General features: G+C 71.9%; 15 protein-coding genes. 5 read left to right on the top strand and 10 right to left on the bottom strand.

Annotated elements, in window-relative coordinates:
* Window positions 1-29: 29 nt before the first annotated feature.
* The 7 genes from folE to ACYVNR_RS15480 all read right to left on the bottom strand — a co-directional run bounded on the left by folE (window position 30) and on the right by ACYVNR_RS15480 (window position 8,329).
* A complete protein-coding gene (gene folE / locus ACYVNR_RS15510; protein ID WP_045187185.1) occupies window positions 30-602 on the bottom strand; it encodes a GTP cyclohydrolase I FolE in 573 nt (190 codons plus the stop codon).
* A gap of 2 nt (window positions 603-604) precedes the next feature.
* On the bottom strand, window positions 605-2,713 hold the full coding sequence (ftsH, locus tag ACYVNR_RS15505) for an ATP-dependent zinc metalloprotease FtsH (RefSeq protein WP_045187188.1): 2,109 nt from the start codon (window positions 2,711-2,713) through the stop codon (window positions 605-607).
* 261 nt (window positions 2,714-2,974) lie between these two features.
* Window positions 2,975-3,808, bottom strand: coding sequence for a DUF1028 domain-containing protein (locus ACYVNR_RS15500; protein ID WP_461049152.1), 834 nt, complete (start codon window positions 3,806-3,808; stop codon window positions 2,975-2,977).
* Entirely contained in the window at window positions 3,805-4,356 is a 552-nt protein-coding gene (gene hpt / locus ACYVNR_RS15495) for a hypoxanthine phosphoribosyltransferase (RefSeq protein ID WP_045187192.1), read from the bottom strand. The genes ACYVNR_RS15500 and hpt overlap by 4 nt, the downstream gene beginning before the upstream one ends.
* Before the next feature lie 143 nt (window positions 4,357-4,499).
* Entirely contained in the window at window positions 4,500-5,498 is a 999-nt protein-coding gene (gene tilS, locus ACYVNR_RS15490) for a tRNA lysidine(34) synthetase TilS (RefSeq protein ID WP_045187194.1), read from the bottom strand.
* A 22-nt stretch (window positions 5,499-5,520) separates the two neighbouring features.
* On the bottom strand, window positions 5,521-6,618 hold the full coding sequence (locus tag ACYVNR_RS15485) for a zinc-dependent metalloprotease (protein WP_458801758.1): 1,098 nt from the start codon (window positions 6,616-6,618) through the stop codon (window positions 5,521-5,523).
* A gap of 121 nt (window positions 6,619-6,739) precedes the next feature.
* Window positions 6,740-8,329: a D-alanyl-D-alanine carboxypeptidase/D-alanyl-D-alanine-endopeptidase gene (locus ACYVNR_RS15480; RefSeq protein WP_461049149.1), complete on the bottom strand. Its 1,590-nt coding sequence runs from the start codon at window positions 8,327-8,329 to the stop codon at window positions 6,740-6,742.
* A 142-nt stretch (window positions 8,330-8,471) separates the two neighbouring features.
* Here ACYVNR_RS15480 and ACYVNR_RS15475 point away from each other — a divergent pair, with 142 nt between their 5' ends.
* Window positions 8,472-8,990, top strand: a complete 519-nt coding sequence (locus ACYVNR_RS15475) for an inorganic diphosphatase (protein WP_461049147.1) — start codon at window positions 8,472-8,474, stop codon at window positions 8,988-8,990.
* Window positions 8,991-9,023: 33 nt separating this feature from the next.
* Here ACYVNR_RS15475 and ACYVNR_RS15470 read toward each other — a convergent pair whose 3' ends face one another.
* Complete coding sequence (locus ACYVNR_RS15470; RefSeq protein WP_461049145.1) at window positions 9,024-9,968, bottom strand: serine/threonine-protein kinase; 945 nt, start codon at window positions 9,966-9,968, stop codon at window positions 9,024-9,026.
* An 88-nt stretch (window positions 9,969-10,056) separates the two neighbouring features.
* Here ACYVNR_RS15470 and ACYVNR_RS15465 point away from each other — a divergent pair, with 88 nt between their 5' ends.
* Together ACYVNR_RS15465 and ACYVNR_RS15460 are read left to right on the top strand one after the other, a co-directional pair.
* Window positions 10,057-10,632, top strand: coding sequence for an RNA polymerase sigma factor (locus ACYVNR_RS15465; RefSeq protein WP_461049143.1), 576 nt, complete (start codon window positions 10,057-10,059; stop codon window positions 10,630-10,632).
* Window positions 10,633-11,197: 565 nt separating this feature from the next.
* Window positions 11,198-11,611, top strand: a complete 414-nt coding sequence (locus tag ACYVNR_RS15460; RefSeq protein ID WP_461049141.1) for a hypothetical protein — start codon at window positions 11,198-11,200, stop codon at window positions 11,609-11,611.
* Window positions 11,612-11,810: 199 nt separating this feature from the next.
* Here ACYVNR_RS15460 and ACYVNR_RS15455 read toward each other — a convergent pair whose 3' ends face one another.
* Window positions 11,811-12,020, bottom strand: a complete 210-nt coding sequence (locus ACYVNR_RS15455) for a hypothetical protein (protein ID WP_461049139.1) — start codon at window positions 12,018-12,020, stop codon at window positions 11,811-11,813.
* Here ACYVNR_RS15455 and ACYVNR_RS15450 point away from each other — a divergent pair.
* The gene (locus tag ACYVNR_RS15450; protein ID WP_461049137.1) at window positions 12,010-12,474 is read left to right on the top strand and encodes a hypothetical protein; all 465 of its coding nucleotides are present in this window, start codon (window positions 12,010-12,012) and stop codon (window positions 12,472-12,474) included. The two genes, ACYVNR_RS15455 and ACYVNR_RS15450, sit on opposite strands and share 11 nt — an antisense overlap.
* A gap of 19 nt (window positions 12,475-12,493) precedes the next feature.
* Here ACYVNR_RS15450 and ACYVNR_RS15445 read toward each other — a convergent pair whose 3' ends face one another.
* A complete protein-coding gene (locus ACYVNR_RS15445; RefSeq protein ID WP_461049135.1) occupies window positions 12,494-13,453 on the bottom strand; it encodes a LysR family transcriptional regulator in 960 nt (319 codons plus the stop codon).
* Between the two features lie 71 nt (window positions 13,454-13,524).
* On the opposite strand from ACYVNR_RS15445, the gene ACYVNR_RS15440 reads away from it, so the two are divergent.
* A complete protein-coding gene (locus ACYVNR_RS15440) occupies window positions 13,525-14,214 on the top strand; it encodes a LysE family translocator (protein ID WP_461049133.1) in 690 nt (229 codons plus the stop codon).
* The last annotated feature ends 19 nt before the right edge of the window (window positions 14,215-14,233 follow it).

Below are 14,233 nucleotides of genomic sequence, written 5' to 3'. Positions count from 1 at the left end.
GAGGAGCGCTGCGCTGACCTCGGCTGCGTTCACTTGTTGCCCTCGAGCATGAGTGCCATGGCCTCCGCTCGAGTGGCCCCGTCGCGCAGCTGGCCGCGCACCGCCGAGGTGATCGTGCTCGCTCCCGGCTTGCGGATGCCGCGCATCGACATGCAGAGGTGCTCGGCCTGGATGACGACGATGACGCCGCGCACCGACAGGTGCTCGACGAGCGCGTCGGCGATCTGCGAGGTCAGCCGCTCCTGCACCTGCGGGCGGCGGGCGAACACCTCGACGAGCCGGGCGAGCTTCGACAGGCCCGTGACCCGGCCGTCCTTGTCGGGGATGTAGCCGACGTGGGCGACGCCGTGGAAGGGCACCAGGTGGTGCTCGCACGTGCTGTAGAGCTCGATGTCGCGCACGATGACGAGCTCTTCGTGGTCGATCGAGAAGGTCGTGCTGAGGACGTCCTGGGCCGTCATCTCGAGGCCGGCGAAGATCTCGGAGTAGGACCGCGCGACACGAGCAGGCGTGTCGCGCAGTCCCTCACGGTCGGGATCCTCGCCGATGGCGAGCAGCAGCTCGCGAACCGCGGCCTCGGCCCGCGCGTGGTCGATGGCCACGCTCAGCCCTTCTCGCCCGGGTTCACCGGCTGGTCGTCGGGCACCTCGATGACCTGCTCCGGCGGGTGCTCCTCGGCCAGCGGGTGCGCACCGACCGAGGCGGCCTCGTCGATCTGCTCCTCGATGACCTTGTCGGCCGGGACCGGCGGGGGCAGGTGGCCGTTCTGGCCGCCGGCACCGTTCTGGCTCGCCGCGATCTCGGCCGGCGTGAGCACCGGCGGGCGGTCGCTCAGCTGGCGCGTCTGCGACGACAGCCAGGTCGGGCGGGGCGGCTGCTTCACGACCGGCTTGAAGAGCTCGGCGAGCTCGTGGACGTTGAGCGTCTCCTTCTCGAGCAGCTCGAGGACGAGGTGGTCGAGCAGGTCGCGGTTGGCGTTGAGGGCGGCGTACGCCTCGTCGTGGGCCGCGTCGATGAGGGCGCGGACCTCTTCGTCGACGATGCGCGCGACCTCCTCGGAGTAGTCACGCTGGTGCCCCATGTCGCGACCGAGGAAGACCTCGCCCGTGCTCTGGCCCAGCTTGATCGCGCCCACCCGCTCGGACATGCCGAACTCGGTGACCATCTTGCGCGCCATCCCGGTGGCCTTCTCGATGTCGTTGCTGGCACCGGTGGTCGGCTCGTGGAAGACGATCTCCTCGGCGACGCGGCCACCGAGGGCGTACGCGAGCTGGTCGAGGATCTCGTTGCGCGTCGTGGAGTACTTGTCGTCGATCGGCATGACCATCGTGTAGCCGAGGGCCCGGCCGCGCGGCAGGATCGTCACCTTCGTCACCGGGTCGGTGTGGTTGAGCGCCGCGGCGACGAGCGCGTGACCACCCTCGTGGTACGCGGTGATCTTGCGCTCCTTGGCCGACATGATGCGGGTGCGCTTCTGCGGTCCGGCGATGACGCGGTCGATCGCCTCGTCGAGGGCGACGTTGTCGATGACCTTCTTGTCGCTGCGGGCCGTCAGCAGGGCGGCCTCGTTGAGCACGTTCGCGAGGTCGGCACCGGTGAAGCCGGGCGTGCGGCGGGCGACAGCCAGCAGGTCGACATCGGCCGTGACGGGCTTGCCCTGGGCATGCACCTCGAGGATGCGGTGGCGGCCGATCATGTCGGGCGCGTCGACGGCGATCTGGCGGTCGAAGCGGCCGGGACGCAGCAGCGCCGGGTCGAGGATGTCGGGGCGGTTGGTCGCCGCGATGAGGATGACGTTCGTCTTGACGTCGAAGCCGTCCATCTCGACGAGCAGCTGGTTGAGGGTCTGCTCGCGCTCGTCGTGACCGCCGCCCATGCCGGCGCCGCGGTGGCGGCCGACGGCGTCGATCTCGTCGACGAAGACGATGGCCGGCGCGTTGGCCTTGGCCTGCTCGAAGAGGTCGCGCACGCGGCTCGCACCGACACCGACGAACATCTCGACGAAGTCGGAGCCCGAGATCGAGTAGAACGGCACGCCGGCCTCACCTGCGACGGCGCGGGCCAGCAGCGTCTTGCCGGTGCCCGGCTGGCCGTAGAGCAGCACGCCCTTGGGGATCTTGGCGCCGACGGCAAGGAACTTCGCCGGCTCCTGGAGGAACTCCTTGATCTCCTGCAGCTCCTCGATGGCCTCGTCGCAGCCGGCGACGTCGGCGAAGGTGACCTTGGGGGTGTCCTTGGTCGCCAGCTTGGCCCGCGACTTGCCGAACTGCATGACCCGGTTGCCACCGCCCTGCATCTGGCCCATGAGGAACCAGAAGAGGCCGAGGATGATGATGATCGGCAGGATCGAGAAGAGCAGCGAGCCGAACCAGCTCGGCTCGTCGATCTGGTCGTCGACGCCCTTCGTCGGCGGCTTGGCGTTGAGCGCGTCGACGACGTCCTTGCCGCGGGCCTCGACGTAGAAGGCGTAGACCGACTTCGCGTCCTTCACCGTGCCGTCGGGCGAGGTGTAGGGCGTCTTGAGGGTCAGCTCCATGCGCTCGTTGTTGAGCAGCTTGGCCGACTCGACGTTGCCGTCGGTGATCTGCTTCATGGCAGCCGACGTGTCGATCCGGGGCGGCCCGGACTCGGAGAACATCATGCCGAAGACGAGCGCGCTGATGAGGACCAGGATCCACAGCAGTGGGGTGCGCAGAATGCGTTTGGCGTCCATGTACGTGCGGGGCTGGGGCGCCCCGGTCCTCCTGCTCGTCCGGTGAGTCTTTCCACCGGGCTCAACGTCCGGCGGACTACCAGTGTTCCGCATGGCGGGGTGGCACGGCCAACCCGGCCACCCCTTCTCCTACCCGTCCGCGGGGAGCACGCACCGTGCACGCCGACCCCACCCAACCTCGAGTGCTCACTTCCCGACGCGGCAAGTCAGTCGAGTGCCCAGTTCCCGACGCGGGTGTGCGTCGGGAAGGGAGCACTCGACTCAGGTCGTGGCGGCGCGTAGCGCCTCGAGCACGCGTCGGTCGATGCCGTCGGGACTGAGCCGGGCCTCGTAGTTCGCGTTGCCCGCCCAGTCGGCGAGGGCGCTCCCGACGCCGTCGGCCCCGGACGCCACGAACCCGGCACGGGCCAGCCGCTCGCGTACCTCGTCGGCGAGCTCGCCGACGAGTGGCTGGACGTCCTCCGGCTTGCCGAAGTACATCTCCCAGTCCGCGTGCAGGCGCGCCAGCTCGGTCACGGGGTCGGCGTGGTCGTCGACGCGGAGGTCGGCGAGCACCCCGCACGCGTCGTAGCCCGAACCCGGCTCGACGGCATACAGGGCCGCGCTCTGGCGTCCCCGCGAGTCGCCGCCGGCGGCGTCACCGGCGGCGAGGGCCGCCAGCAGACGCCGGGCGAACGGCTCGCCGGCGCTCTCGTGCCAGGCCCGCTCCATCTCCTCGACCACGTCGGGACCGGTCAGGATGTTGCCCTGGATGGCGTATGCCGTGTCGCCCTCGTCGCGTGCGACGCCGCCCGCCCAGGGGTTGCACTCCGAGCCGGTGTGGGTGGCCGCCGAACCCGTGCCGACCACCCCGAGCTGACGCGTCTCGCGCCCGTCGTCGAGGGCCGTCGCGGCGGCGAGCGCCTCGTCGGCGGCCTCACCCGTGGCGAGGCGGCCGAGCAGCTCGTCGAGGTAGGCCACGCGCGCGTACGACTGCGTGGCGACGGCCCCGACGCCGCTGCGCGCGGCGGGGACCACCGCGCCGACCGCGAGGAACTTCGAGGCGACCGCGACTCCGTAGGCCTCGCCCTGGCGGGCGACGATCGAGAAGGTCATTCGTAGACGTGGGGTGCGAGGGTGCCGACGCAGCGCAGGTTGCGGTACTTCTCCGCGTAGTCGAGGCCGTAGCCGACGACGAACTCGTTGGGGATGTCGAAGCCGACGTACTTGACCGGGATGTCGACCTTGACGACGTCGGGCTTGCGCAGCAGCGTGCAGATCTCGACCGAGGCCGGGCTGCGCGACTCGAGGTTGGACTTGATCCACGAGAGCGTCAGGCCGGAGTCGATGATGTCCTCGACGATGAGCACGTGGCGGCCGCTGATGTCGGTGTCGAGGTCCTTGAGGATGCGCACGACGCCCGAGGACTTCGTGCCGGAGCCGTAGGACGAGACCGCCATCCAGTCCATCGGGGCGGTGCCGGGCAGGGCGCGCATGAGGTCGGCCATCACGACGACCGCGCCCTTGAGGACGCCCACGAGCAGGAACTCCTTGCCCTCGTAGTCCTTCCAGATGTCGGCGGCGAGCTCGGAGAGGCGGGTCTGGATCTGCTCCTCGGTGAGCAGGACCTTGGCCAGGTCATCTCCCATGTGCTCGTGGTCCACGAAGGCTCCTCTGTGCGGGTGGTGCGGGGTCGTTCCGGGCGGGTCCATTCAACCGCACCGGCTCGGCGGGGCGGGAACGCCGTGGAGGGTTGACGTCGCCCTGGCGGCGACAAGCCTCCACGGGGCCGTATGCCGTGTGGCGGTCAGGCGATGGCCGACTCGCGGAGAGGGCTGAAGACGATGGCCCCCGCCGTGCGTGACACCGCGATGCCGCCGGGCACGTGGAGCGGCCCCTGCCCGTGCCACGACGTCAGGAGCGCGTCGAGGGACTCGACGTGGGCGGCGCTGACGTCGGCGAGCGGGGCGCCCGCCTCGGCCGCGAGCAGCCGCCACACGCGGGTGCGGATCGCCCGCGGCAGCCCCGACAGGGCATCGAGGTCGACGCCGTTGCCGCCCGGCCCGGTGGGCAGCTCGGCCCTGGCCTTGATGGCGAGGCTCTCGAGGTAGTCGGCGTCCTCGCGCAGCAGGTCGGCGCTGCGGGCGAGGGCCGCCCCGAAACCGGGTCCGAGGTCGGACTCGAGCGTCGCGAGCAGGCGCCGGGCCCGCACCCGCCGGAAGGAGTCGTCACTGTTGTGGGGGTCGGTCCACGGCTCGATGCCGTAGGCCGCGCAGGCGGCGAGCGTCGTCGCGCGCGGCAGGGCGAGGAGGGGGCGCACGAAACGGTCGCGGCGCACCGGCATACCGCTGAGGGAGCGGGCCCCGGAGCCGCGTGAGAGACCCAGCAGCACCTGCTCGGCCTGGTCGTCGCGGGTGTGGCCGATGAGCACCATGGACGCGCCGGCGCGGTCGGCTACGCCCTCGATGGCGACGTAGCGCGCCGAGCGTGCGTCGGCCTCGAGGCCGGCGCCCGTCGTGTGCAGGTCGGCGCGCACCACCTCGACGGGGTCGAGGCCGAGCTCGCGGCACAGGTCTGCAGCGTCTGCGGCGACCTGGTCGGAGCCCTCCTGCAGGCCGTGGTCGACGACGACGGCGCCACCGCGCACGCCGGCACGCGGCGCCTCGAAGGCGAGGGCGGCCGCGAGCGCGACGGAGTCGGGGCCACCCGAACAGGCGACGAGGACGACGCCTCCCTCGGGGACGTCGGAGAGGTGCTCGCGCACGGCGAGACGGGTGGCGGCGACGGCGGGGTCGGGGCCGGGCATGTCGTGCGGGCTCCTCACCGGCTCAGCCGTGGACCCGACGCACCCAGGCGTCCGGCTCGAGGATCTCGGAGGCCCGCGGGAGCGTGTCGGGCGAGCTCCACACCGCGTTGAACCCGTCACGGCCCACCTGGTCGGTGACGGCCCGCACGAAGACCGCGCCGTCTCGGTACTGCCGCATCTTCGCCTCGAGGCCGAGCAGCTTGCGCAGCAGCCGGTCGACGCCGACCGAGCTGTTGCGGCGCTCGTCGAACTTGCGGCGGATCTCCTGGACGCTCGGGATGACGCGGGGCCCGACGGCGTCCATGACGACGTCGGCGTGGCCCTCGAGCAGCGACATGACGGCGGTCAGGTCGGCGATCTTCGCCTTCTGCTCGGGAGTCGCGAAGAGCTGCCCGAGCCCCTCGCCCGAGCTGAGCACCTCGGGGAGGTTCTTCGTCAGCTGCTCGAAGCGCTTGCTGAGGTCGTCGGGCGTCGGCGCCATGTCGACCGCCAGGGCCTGGGTGCTGGCGACCATATGCTCGCGCAGCCACGGCACAGCGGTGAACTGCACGCGGTGGGTCTCCTCGTGCATCGCGACCCAGCGCCGGAAGTCGGTCGGGTCGACCGCCAGCTTGCGCTCGGTGGCGACGATGTTGGGCGCGACGAGCAGCAGCCGCGGAGTGCCACCCGGGGCGAGGTCGTACTGCCCCAGCACCTTGCTGGAGAGGAAGGCGAGCAGCCCACCCATCTCGGCGCCGGTGACCTTGCCACCGATTGCCGCAGCGGCAGCGCTCGTCTGGCCCTTCTTCGAGGCGTTGAGCTTGTCGACGACCGGCTCGAGCAGGGCTCGGAAGGAGTCGACGTTGGCGCTGATCCAGCCCACCCGGTCGACGACGAGCGGCGCAGGAGCATCGTCGGGCGCGGTCATCGCGCTCGTCTCGGCGACGGGGGCGACCGCCGACGCGGCGGCCTCGCGCAGATCGGCGACGATGGCTGCGGCCTCGTCGCCGGAGACCTGCGGGCCGGGGTTGACGATGGCGCGGCCGGTCTTCTTCGCGAACTCGTAGTCGACGTAGGCGGCCGGCGCACCTCCCGACGGGTCGGGACGGCCGGCGTCCACTGGGAGGGTCGTGTCGGTCATGCCAGCCCTTTCGTGCCGGGACGTTGTCGTCTTTCGCGCGTGGTGTCTGGAGGGGCGGACGGCTGCGGGCACGAGCCCGACCATCGTGGTGGTCGCACTCCCCGAGCTGCCCGTGGGCCTGTCAGCGACACCCGCACGAGGCGACTGTCGCTACCAGTCGGTCCAACGCCGCCCGGGCGTCGTTGGTTCCCGCTCCGGCGACCATACCCACGAAGACCAACAGCCGACCGTCGTCGTCGACGACGCTTCCGGCCAGGGCGTTCGCGCCGGTGAGGGTGCCGGTCTTGGCACGGGCGCGGCCGGCTGCGGCGTGGTCGGAGCCGGTGAGCCGCTCGGCGAGCGTGCCGGTGAGCCCGGCGATGGGGAGCCCATCGAGGGCGCGCCTCAGCACCGGGTGGGTGCCGTCGTAGCCGAGCACGAGCACGTCGGCGAGCAGGTCGGCCCGCACCCGGTTCTCGCGGGAGAGCCCGCTCGCGTCGAGGAGACGTACGCCGTCGGTGGCGAGCCCGAGCGCCGCGACCTGGGTGACCACCCAGGCGCCCACTGCGGCGAAGTCGGTGCGGGCGCCCGAGCGGTAGGCCGCCTGGCGGGCGAGGATCTCGGTGAGGGCGTTGTCGCTGTCGGTGAGGGCGAGCGCGAGCTGGTCGCGAACCGGCGCCGACTCGACGCTGCCGAGCACCGAGCCGGGGCCGCTGGCCGGGGCGCTGCCGGTGCGGGCGGCCGAGGCGGTGGCCGTGACCGTGGCGCCGTCCGTGGGCGTCGCGTCGGGCGGGGTCGTGGGACTGCCGGTGGTGGCACTCGAGGCCGTGGGCATTGGCATGGGCGAGCCCGGTGTGCCCGGGGCGTTGCCGCGCGGCGCGACCGTTACGTCGACGCCGAGCGCCTCGAGCTGCTGCGCGAACCGGCTGCGCACAGCCGCCACGGGGTCGGCCGGGCCGGGCTTGCCGCCGGTGGCCCGCTGGCTCGACAGGCCGAGCATGGCGACGGCGCCGGTGATGCCGGAGCTGCGGAAGGTCGGGCTCCAGGTGGGGGCGGTGGTGGGGCCGTCGGCGTACGTCTCGTCGACGTAGAGCGTCACCGCCGTCGTGCCGCTCTTCGCCAGGGCCGCGGCGACCTGCTCGGCGAGGTCGCGCAGGCCTGCGTGTCCGGCCACTGCCTCGGCGTCGCCCTTGCCGGGTGCGAGCAGCGAGTCTCCGCCTGCCACGAGGACGATCTGGTCGGGGCGGTCCCCCTCGCGCACGACCGTGCGCAGCGTCTCGCCGGGGGTGAACGCCCGGCCGATGGCCGCGGCGGAGAGCAGCTTCGTCGTCGACGCGGGGATGCGCAGCTGGTCGCCGCCCCGGTCGAGGAGGACGGCACCGGTCTGCCCGTCACGGACGACGACGGCGGAGTCGCGCAGTGCCGACAGCGCGAGCACCGGCGCCAGCGCCTGCTCCACCCCGGCCCGGGTCGGCGCCGCCGGATCCCCGACCAGCGACGGCAACGGAGCGTCCACCGACGTCGGCAGCGAGGGCTGCGGCACGAGCGGCAGGGTGCGCTTGGCGACGTACTCGGTCGGCGGGGGTGGCGGCAGTGGGCGCAGCGTGAGCAGGCCCGGGGACGCGTCGGCGACGTCGAGGACGGCATACCCGAGCAGGATGGCGACGACCGACCATGCGGTGGCGACGGCATACGTGAAGCGGGGGGCACGCCGCAGCGTCGTTCGCGCCACGCTGCTCACCCCCGTCCGCCGTCCGTCGCGTTTCGCGCGAGGACCGCCCTTGCTGACACACTGTCGCGGACGATTCTGTCAGCCGCCGCCGGGTGCCTCGGCACCCGAGCCGCCTACCGAAGACCGTGAAGAAGGGGAAGACGTGGAGTTCGACGTCACCATCGAGATCCCGCGCGGACAGCGCAACAAGTACGAGATCGACCACGAGACCGGGCGTGTCCGCCTCGACCGCTACCTCTTCACCCCGATGGCCTACCCCGCCGACTACGGCTACATCGAGGACTCCCTCGGCGAGGACGGCGACCCGCTGGACGCACTCGTGCTGCTGCCCGAGCCGCTCTTCCCCGGCGTTGTCGTCGAAGCCCGCCCGATCGGCGTCTTCCACATGACCGACGAGGCCGGCGGCGACGACAAGGTGCTCTGCGTGCCGGTCGACCCGCGCACCGCCGACGTCCAGGACATCTCCGACGTCAGCAAGTTCATGCTCGACGAGATCCAGCACTTCTTCGAGCGCTACAAGGACCTCGAGCCCGGCAAGCACGTCGAGGCGTCCGACTGGGGCAACCGCGAGGCCGCCGAGAAGATCATCACCGAGGCGCTCGACCGCGCCAAGGAGCAGGGCGTCTCGACCGCCCGCTGGGCGATGCCGCAGGGTCACTGAGCCCTTTCGCTTCCGAGCCGGCCCTCCGTCACCTCACCCGAGGAGGCGGAGGGTCAGCCATGTCGCGGCCATGAACACGGCGAACGTCGCGACGCCGAGGCCGGCGAGGGCGCGCGGCGTCCAACCCCTTGCGGTGTCGGTGTCCGTGCTGGCCTCCCCCGCCTCCATCCGCTCCCGTATGCCGTCGAGCCGGGCCGCGAGGTCGAGCGCGGTGCGTGGGCGGCGGGCCGGGTCGTGCGCGAGCGCCTCGCGCAGCAGCACGTCGAGGTCGCGGGGTGCGCCGATCTCGTGGGCGACCGGCGCCGGCGTGGCCTCCGGCGAACGCGCGAGGACCCCTGCGATGCCGGAGTCGCTGCCGAACGGCGGCGTGCCGGTGAGCAGCCCGTAGGTGACGGCAGCCGTGGCGTAGACGTCAGCCCGTTGGTCGAAACCTGCTGTGCCGTGGGCCTGTTCGGGTGCCATGTAGGCCGGCGTGCCCACCGTCATGGTCATGCCTGACGAGTCCGCCAAGGCCTTGGCCATGCCGAGGTCGGCGATGAGGACGCGGGGCTCGCCCTCGCGCCGGGTGAGCAGCAGGTTGCTCGGCTTCACGTCGCGGTGCACGACGCCGTTCTCGTGCAGGACGTGGAGTGCACGGGCAGACTCGGCGCCGAGCCGCAGAGCGGTAGGCGCGTCGGGGCGGTCGGCGACGAGCTCGGCGAGGGTGCCGCCGTCGGCGTGGTCCATGACGAAGTAGGGGCGGCCGTCGGGCAGCTCGCCGATGTCGTGGACGCGCACCACGCGGTCGTCGGAGATCTTGCGGAGCAGCCGCGCCTCGGCGAGGAACCGCTGACGCACGTCGGCGTCGTGGCTCCAGTTGTCGGCGAGCACCTTGATCGCGACCGGCACCGAGAGCGCGGGGTCCCAGCCGTACCAGACGGTCGCGAAAGCGCCGACGCCGAGACGTCGCACCACCTCATATCGCCCGATACCCTCCATCGCGACACATCATGACCCACGCGGGGTCGGTCTCGCCCACCGGTGCGAGCAGGTCTGCGTGGCGGGACCGGCTACAGGGGGCAGGACCATGGACGGCGTCAGCACGACCGAGACGGCGGAGGCGGAGGAGCTCGAAAGGCTGCGGGTTGCCGCGGTCGACGGCCGGCACGGGGCGATGGACGACCTGCTGCGGCGCCTCGAGCCGCTCGTCATGCGGCGCGTCAGCAAGTTCCTGCCCTACCAGCACGATGCCGAGGAGGCCTGCCAGGACGCCCTGGTCGCGGTCGCGACCAAGCTGCACACGTTCTCGGGGTCCGGGTCGTTCGCCGGCTGGGTGTCGGTGGTGGCGTCGAACAGTGCGCGAACGACGTACCGCACGCTCAAGCGCCGGGGTTCGGAGCGCACGGTCGAGACGATCCCGGAACGTGCGGACCCGCGTACGACGAGCGTCATCGCGGGGTCACGGGTCGACCTCCTCGAGGCCCTCGAGGCGCTCGAGTCGGAGAAGCCGCACCTCGTCGAGGCGTTCGTGCTGCGCGACCTCGGGACCCTGCCCTACGACGAGATCGCCCGGGCCACAGGCGTGCCGCTCGGCACCGTGAAGGCGCGCATCCACGACGCACGGGCGTTCGTGCGCCAGCGGCTCGTCGAGCAGCAGGGATGACGGGGCGCCGCGGGCGGCCAGCCCGAGTCGAGTCACCTCGCGACAACCAAACAGGTCCGGCGTGCATCAGGTGGGGTGGAGCGCCCTTCGCGCCCCCGCCGACCGCCCACCGAGGAGCAGACCGCCCGTGAAATCCCGAGTCGCGATCCTGGTGACCGTCCTGTCCACCGGGCTGGCGGGCAGCGCCGCAGGTGTCGCCGCCAACAGGGCATCGGCCCCGCTCCCTCCCTCGGCGGCCTCCACGTCGGTGGGCGACGGGACGCCTGCCTCGTCGACCCCGGCGCCCCCGACCACACCGGCGGCACCGGCGGCACCGGCGGCACCGGCGGCACCGAGCCAGGTCCCCACCACGGCGGCAGAGCCGATCACACCTACGAGTTCAGCCAAGCCCACCCCCACGCCGACGTCGGCCCAGACCACCCCCACCTTCTCGTCGAGACCGATCTACTCGCCCGCGTGGGACATCAGCTCCCTGCTCACCGCGGGTGAGTTCGCCCGTGCAGGCCTGCCACGCAAACCCGTTGACTACTCTGCGAGTCCTGGCTACGGACAGGCAGTCCTCGGTATGTGCGACCCCCACCTCGAGGCGGCGGTGGGCGCCCGCTCCTTCTTCCGTGGAGACGCCTACTACCGCGATCAGCATGCGTACGCCGGGCAGCTGACCGCGCGCTTCTCCACCAGCGGCCAGGCCAAGCGCGCGGTCGAGGGCGCACTTGCCTCGAGGGCGACCTGCGACGCTCACACGGTCGCGCCCTCGGGCCCGTGGACGTCCTCACCGCTGCGCCGGATGGTGGTCAGTGGCGCGTCGGTCGTCACGTGGACGATGACACCCACCCGACAAGGGGCGTCGCCTGAGATCGTCATGGTGCTCCGTTCCGGAGCGTTCGTCTCGGTCGTGTTGATCTCGGGTTCGACCGCCCAGCTGGGCGGGATCGACCGTGACTCCCTTGCGGACTCGGCCGCGGCCCGGCTGCCGTGAGTGGCGAGCCACCCCCGCTCCGAGGCCGCTCCCAGGTGACACGCTCCGCTCTGGGCAGACGAGCCGTCGCTCTGACCCTCACGATGGCCTGCCTCACCGGCATCTCCGCCGGCGCCGCCGCAAGCCACTTCTGGCCCGGAGACGGTCAGATCGTCGGGAGCTCTGGCCGCGCCGGCACTCCCGCAGTCTCACTCCCCACTCAGAGCACGTCGCCGGCGGGCTCAGGCATGCCGAGCGCTGTCCCGACCACGACGGCGGAACCGATCACGACCCGCATCACACTCCCACCGACCCGCACCCCGGCCACCACCGCCCCGCCACCGCGACCGATCAGCCAGGCTCTGCTCAGATTGAACGACTGGCGGGAGGCCGGCCTGCCTTCCGTCGCCTCGGCCGAGGTGCTGCGCACGCTCAGCAGGTGTCAGGATCGCAGCCTCGGTGCGATGGCGGGGGTCCGTGGCACCCGCTACTCCACCGTCGCCAGCCGCACCTTGACCGGAGCCGAAGCGGTCGTCGAGACCGGCACACCGGCACAAGCAGATGCCGTGCTTCGCGCGTTGGTCTCCTGGCGAGACACGTGCGACCCCAGAGGTCCCGGGGAGCCGAACCCCGGCTTCATCGCGGTCTCGGAACTCGCCTCGGTGCGCGTGCCGGCCCCGGACGAAGCGTATGCCTGGACCTTCACCATGGACCTGGGCGGCTACGAGGGTGTGACGAGGATCGAGAAGCTCGTCGTCGCCAGATCAGGCAACCGCGTCGCGTTGGTGGTCGTGACCAAGGAGGTCGCCCAAGGAGCAGCGCGCACCTTTGGGGGTGTCGACATGGCAGGGCTGGCCCGCAGCGCGACCGAACGGCTGACCTGAGCGTCTGACGGGCGCCAGATCAGGACTGGGCGGCGACGACTTGGGACAGGGGCGTGCCGGCCCAGCGGTCGGTGAGCTCGCCGCAGACCTGACCGACAAGGTCGACGAACTCGACGACGAGGGGTGTCAGCCGGGTGTCCCGTGAGTGGACGGCCCAGAGCTCGCGGTGCAGGCGCGGGCGCTCGAGCTCGCGATGGGTGATGCCGGGCATCGCCCGTGCCGCCATCTGCGAGATGACGGCGACCCCGAGCCCGGTGGCGACGAGCGCCTGCGCGACGTCGTAGGACTCCGTCTCGAACTGGATGCTCGGCTCGACACCGGCCGACGCCGCCGCGGTGTCGAACTGGTCGCGTGCGGCCTGCCCGGCGAGGATCACGATCCACCGGTCGCCGCGCAGCTGGCTCATCCGGACCCGTCGGCCCGCCGCCGTGGCAGCGAGCCGGTGGTCGCTCGGCAGGCACAGCACGAGGGGGTCGCGGAAGAGGCGCGTCGCCGTCAGCCAAGCCGGCAGCGTCGGCTCCTCGCCGTAGGAGCCGATCACGGCGACGTCGAGCTCGCCCGCTGCGACGCGCTCCAACAGGTCGGGGCTCGTGCCCTCGACGATGGAGAGGTCGCCCTCCGGGTGCCGGTGTCGCAGGGCCGTGACCGCCTCGGGCAGGACCCGGAGCGCCGCAGACATGAAGGTCCCGATGCGCAGCCGTCGGGAGGTCCGGGTCAGGGCGCCCGACATCTGCGACTCGGCGAGCTCGCACACGGTGTCGATCTCGCGACCGTGCGCCGCCAGCGCCTCCCCGGCGTCCGTGAGGCGGGCTCCACGAGAGCCTCGGACGACGAGCGGAACGCCCCACTGGCGTTCGGCCCGAGCCACCTGACCGGTGACGGCCGCAGGGGTGAGACCGAGCTCGGCGGCCGCCCCAGCCAGGGAGCCGTGGGCGCCGACGAGGGCGAGCATGCGCAGCTGTTCCGGTTCGATCCGCATTAACTGATGTTAATGCTCTGACTCATCGATGTGACTTCACTGACATCCCTGTGGAGCGAAGACTCGATGACATGACCATCGCAGCCGCGCTCCTCGCCTTCCTGCCCGTCGCCGTGTCGCTCGTCCTCGTGCCCGGCGTCAACAACCTCGTCGTCCTGCGCGAGACGGTGGCGCACGGGCGACACGGCGGGTATGCCGCGATCGCCGGCACGAGCATCGGCATCCTCGCCTGGTCGGCGGCGGTGGCCGTGGGGCTCGGTAGCCTGGCGACGCAGCACCCGCAGGCCTTCGTGTGGTTCCAGGTCGCCGGCGCCGCCCTGCTGGTCGCGAACGGCCTGTGGTCTGGGCTGCGGGTGCTCCGACGCCCCGAACCGGCGCACACCGAACAATCGAGAGAACACTCCGTGCCGTTCCAGCCGACGGATCGTTCCGATGGCAGGGGACGGAGTGTTCTCTCGATTGAAGGGCGGGCCAGCTTCCGGTCGGCGGCGGCCACCTCGCTCGCCAACCCGCGCTGCCCGGTGACGGCGGCCTCCGTGCTGCCGCAGTTCGTCGCGCCGGGCTCCGCTGCTGCCATGACGACGCTCGCTCTCGGCGCGCTGTGGACCCTCGTGGCCGGCTTGTGGAACATGGTCGGCGTCCAGCTCGCCCACCGCGGCCGCGGGCTCCTCTCACGACCGAGAGCCACTCGCGCGATCGAGGGTTTCAGCGCTGCAGCGCTCGTCGCGGTCGGCATCTCCGTCGCCGCAGCCGCCACCTGACGAAGACCCTGCGCGCGAA

Source organism: Terrabacter koreensis, assembly GCF_054783315.1.
Note: the sequence above shows the minus strand (reverse complement) of the source record. Positions and strands in the feature narration are given on the sequence as shown.

What these genes read in the sequence shown, in the direction of transcription:
- ACYVNR_RS15500 (WP_461049152.1), bottom strand. Translation starts at nt 3,808, where the DNA reads ATGACCTTCTCGATCGTCGCCCGCCAGGGCGAGGCCTACGGAGTCGCG.
- ftsH (WP_045187188.1), bottom strand. Translation starts at nt 2,713, where the DNA reads ATGGACGCCAAACGCATTCTGCGCACCCCACTGCTGTGGATCCTGGTC.
- tilS (WP_045187194.1), bottom strand. Translation starts at nt 5,498, where the DNA reads ATGCCCGGCCCCGACCCCGCCGTCGCCGCCACCCGTCTCGCCGTGCGC.
- ACYVNR_RS15485 (WP_458801758.1), bottom strand. Translation starts at nt 6,618, where the DNA reads ATGACCGACACGACCCTCCCAGTGGACGCCGGCCGTCCCGACCCGTCG.
- ACYVNR_RS15460 (WP_461049141.1), top strand. Translation starts at nt 11,198, where the DNA reads ATGTGCGACCCCCACCTCGAGGCGGCGGTGGGCGCCCGCTCCTTCTTC.
- ACYVNR_RS15445 (WP_461049135.1), bottom strand. Translation starts at nt 13,453, where the DNA reads ATGCGGATCGAACCGGAACAGCTGCGCATGCTCGCCCTCGTCGGCGCC.
- ACYVNR_RS15470 (WP_461049145.1), bottom strand. Translation starts at nt 9,968, where the DNA reads ATGGAGGGTATCGGGCGATATGAGGTGGTGCGACGTCTCGGCGTCGGC.
- ACYVNR_RS15440 (WP_461049133.1), top strand. Translation starts at nt 13,525, where the DNA reads ATGACCATCGCAGCCGCGCTCCTCGCCTTCCTGCCCGTCGCCGTGTCG.
- ACYVNR_RS15465 (WP_461049143.1), top strand. Translation starts at nt 10,057, where the DNA reads ATGGACGGCGTCAGCACGACCGAGACGGCGGAGGCGGAGGAGCTCGAA.